At 46.2% G+C, this 3,045-nt stretch carries 4 protein-coding genes; all 4 read right to left on the reverse strand.

Annotated features, from left to right (window positions below; translation table 11 throughout):
• Positions 1-810: 810 nt before the first annotated feature.
• The 4 genes from JCM10550_RS16425 to JCM10550_RS25510 all read right to left on the reverse strand — a co-directional run bounded on the left by JCM10550_RS16425 (position 811) and on the right by JCM10550_RS25510 (position 2,897).
• Complete coding sequence (locus tag JCM10550_RS16425; protein WP_062400709.1) at positions 811-1,680, reverse strand: cache domain-containing protein; 870 nt, start codon at positions 1,678-1,680, stop codon at positions 811-813.
• 38 nt (positions 1,681-1,718) lie between these two features.
• Positions 1,719-2,006, reverse strand: a complete 288-nt coding sequence (locus JCM10550_RS21025; RefSeq protein WP_062400711.1) for a 4Fe-4S dicluster domain-containing protein — start codon at positions 2,004-2,006, stop codon at positions 1,719-1,721.
• 184 nt (positions 2,007-2,190) lie between these two features.
• On the reverse strand, positions 2,191-2,577 hold the full coding sequence (locus JCM10550_RS25505; protein WP_062400713.1) for an aldo/keto reductase: 387 nt from the start codon (positions 2,575-2,577) through the stop codon (positions 2,191-2,193).
• Positions 2,562-2,897, reverse strand: coding sequence for an aldo/keto reductase (locus JCM10550_RS25510; protein ID WP_062400715.1), 336 nt, complete (start codon positions 2,895-2,897; stop codon positions 2,562-2,564). Before JCM10550_RS25510 ends, JCM10550_RS25505 begins: the two co-directional genes overlap by 16 nt.
• Positions 2,898-3,045: the final 148 nt, after the last annotated feature.

The raw sequence follows: 3,045 nt of genomic DNA on the forward strand, positions 1-3,045 counted from the left end.
AAATGAGATGAAATCTGTTCTGTAACTGTTATGCAAAGAGCGGGAGCTCTTGTCTGTGATTCTTCCCTGCAATGAAAAATCATTCTGTTCTGTATATACGATACAAAAGAGCGTGAGTGATTATATTTGCTGCAGGTGTTCGCAAATGGGAGATTCTGTTCTGCCTGGGGACCGCACGAAGATGTGTCCTGTTCCTTGTAGTATGATATTGTAAACCCGGGATATGTCTGTCCGTGATTTTTGCAGTGCTATGTCCATGCATGTACATACTGCTTGCCATGGAATATACTTCAAACGGGTATCATACGGTTAATTTTGGGTATTATTCTGCTGAATTCAAAACGGATGCTGAATAATATGACAATTGGTATATAGAAATTTATGTGAGTATATTGCGGGTGCATATCCGGTATTGGATCAGACGCCCTAAAATAAGAAGAGTTACTGGTGATTTTTTGTGTTTATTATTATGCTGACGTACAAAAAGACAAATGACATCGTTGATGCGCATATATCGGGACACCGGGAGTTTTTGGGGGGGAAATATTATCAGAATGGGCAATTTTTGATGTCAGGCAGAAAAGTACCGCGTACGGGCGGAGTTATTATGGCTCTTGGAGAAAGCAAACAGGAAATACTCAATATTCTCAAGGAAGATCCATTTTACCAACACGAAGTTGCTGATTATGAGGTCATTGAATTTCTGCCGTCGATGACATGTGAGGGTATGGAGATGTACAGAGAATAGCCAGCAGAAAAATTTTCATATTTTTTTGTATTTACATGAGTAATTTGTGAAAAGGTGATGCACTAAACTGCACCATCTTCGGTAAAGAGAATTACTCTCCATTCCTTTCCTATACACTGACAGGTGTCCCAGTATGCATGTTTCTGTGCAGCTTCACCGGTCTTCTCCGGAGAACGGTAGAAGGTGTATGCACCACTTCCCTTTTCATTTGCTGCGATCATCTTTCCCAGTGTCTGAAGTGAGTCGTAGGTGGTGAAGGGAGCATCCTCAAAGAGATTTTTTCCGACCTGCGCTGTATCCCTGTCATAGAGTATGAACCCGTCCGGTTGCATGACCGTCACGGTGATGCCTTTTTCCTTTTCAACCGGGGGGGCAACGATTTCCCCCCCGACAAATTCCGATGGGTCTGCCATTGCAAGGATGCTGCCTTTGTATATTCCTTTCTCGGAACATACCGGCCATGCAAATTCTATTCCTGTGAACCCTTCCTTTGCGATGAATGCATCTGAGAGGAACGGTTTCTGCGTCTGCAGTATGGTATCTCCCGGCTCACTTCCGGATATGTTCACTCCGATAGATTTGGTATACCTGTCCGGTGCAACTGCGGCAATGATGCCGCCCGGGCTGATTGCAGCATATGACAGGGTATAGTTGGATTCCGACAGAAGTCCATTCAGGGCTTCTTGTACATCTGGTGATTCCATTGAGTCTGCTGATGAGAGTGCTACGGAAGCGGATTCTGTTGAATCAGCAATGGAGGTCATGACCATCTCAATATTGGTTGTAATGTATTCGAGGTTATGTATGGCAGCACTCCGGTCTTCATCTGGTTCAGACGGGAAGATGTGGGGGGGTGTCGCAAGAAAAATACACGCAGCTGCAATAATTACCATGGCAACTGATATGGGCAGGGTTTTGCGCCAGTTCATCATTTATATCTCATTCACAACGGTAATTACTGCTGTGACATCTATCTCCCGAAAAGGGTGGACACTTCCGTTAAGACATCTCTGATCCGGATCCCCTGGGGGGGGCATTTTTCTTCACAGGCACCACATTTAACGCAGAGCGAGGCGTAGCCACTTTCTATTAAGAGGCCGTCATAGAAGAAACGGGCGTATTCAACATCTCCGGAAATAGCGGCATAATTTAACTGGGCGAAGCACTCCGGGATGTTTACTGTGGAAGGGCAGGGCATGCAATATCCGCATCCGGAACAGGGGGGGACGCGGATCGCATCGTTGAAGATGTCTCGCACCTGTCGTATGATCTCATGTTCATCCGGTAAAAGCGAGTTGGGGGGGCGACCTGATCTGCTGTTTGGGTGTTTTCCCTCAGTTGATTTTCCGAGTTCATCCCAGAAAGGACAACGGTTATTTCAGGGTGGTTCCATACCCATCTGAGTCCCCATTCTGAAGGAGTTCTCTGTACCGGTGATGAATTCAGAACTGATACTGTCTTATCCGGCAGATTGTTGGATAACAATCCTCCCCCCCGTAGTGTTCCATTACAATAACCGAAACATTCTGTGAAGACGCATACTTTAGTCCTTTAAGGCCTGCCTGATATTCTTCATCGAGGTAGTTGTACTGGATCTGACAGAGATCCCAGTCGTAGCTGTCGATAATCTCATGGAATGCATCATATGTGTCGTGGAACGAGAAACCGGTATACCGTATCTTTCCTTCTGTTTTTGCCTGATCCAAATAATCAATGACTCCCAGTGAAAGGAGTTTTTCCCACCGGTCTTTTGACAATGCATGCAGAAAATAGGCATCAAGGTAGTCCGTCCCCAGACGGCGTAACTGTTCTGTTAAATACTCGTCCATCTCCTCACGGCTGTTGACATCCCATGACGCAGTTTTGTTACCAAAAATGCCTTTTTTCTCCATTTGCCTTCCAGTGCTTTTCCCACCACTCTCTCGTTGTCACCGTCATGGTAGATCCATGCAGAATCGATATAGGAAATGCCGGAACAAATTGCACGTCTGATTATGGTGATGGCGGCATCTTCGTCAATCTTCCCGTCCGACTTTTTTAACAGACGCATGCACCCCCCCAGGCCGAGTGCGGGGGGGAGTTTTTCCCCCCGGTTTTTTGAATGGTGCGATACTGCATATGTTTCTCTTTGACTCTTCTTCAGCATCATTGCTCGGTGTGTTTTTGCCAGGTATGCCCGACCCTCTCTGTTTTATCGGCTGGGTCTGGGATGTTTTCTTTTGGAGGTGGTAGATAAGGGCCTGAGAAGGTGGGGGGGGAGGAAGCGACAGAATGTATTCTTGCGGCACGGTTCATCT

It is taken from the genome of Methanogenium cariaci JCM 10550, assembly GCF_001315945.1.
Classification (GTDB): Archaea; Halobacteriota; Methanomicrobia; order Methanomicrobiales; family Methanomicrobiaceae; genus Methanogenium; species Methanogenium cariaci.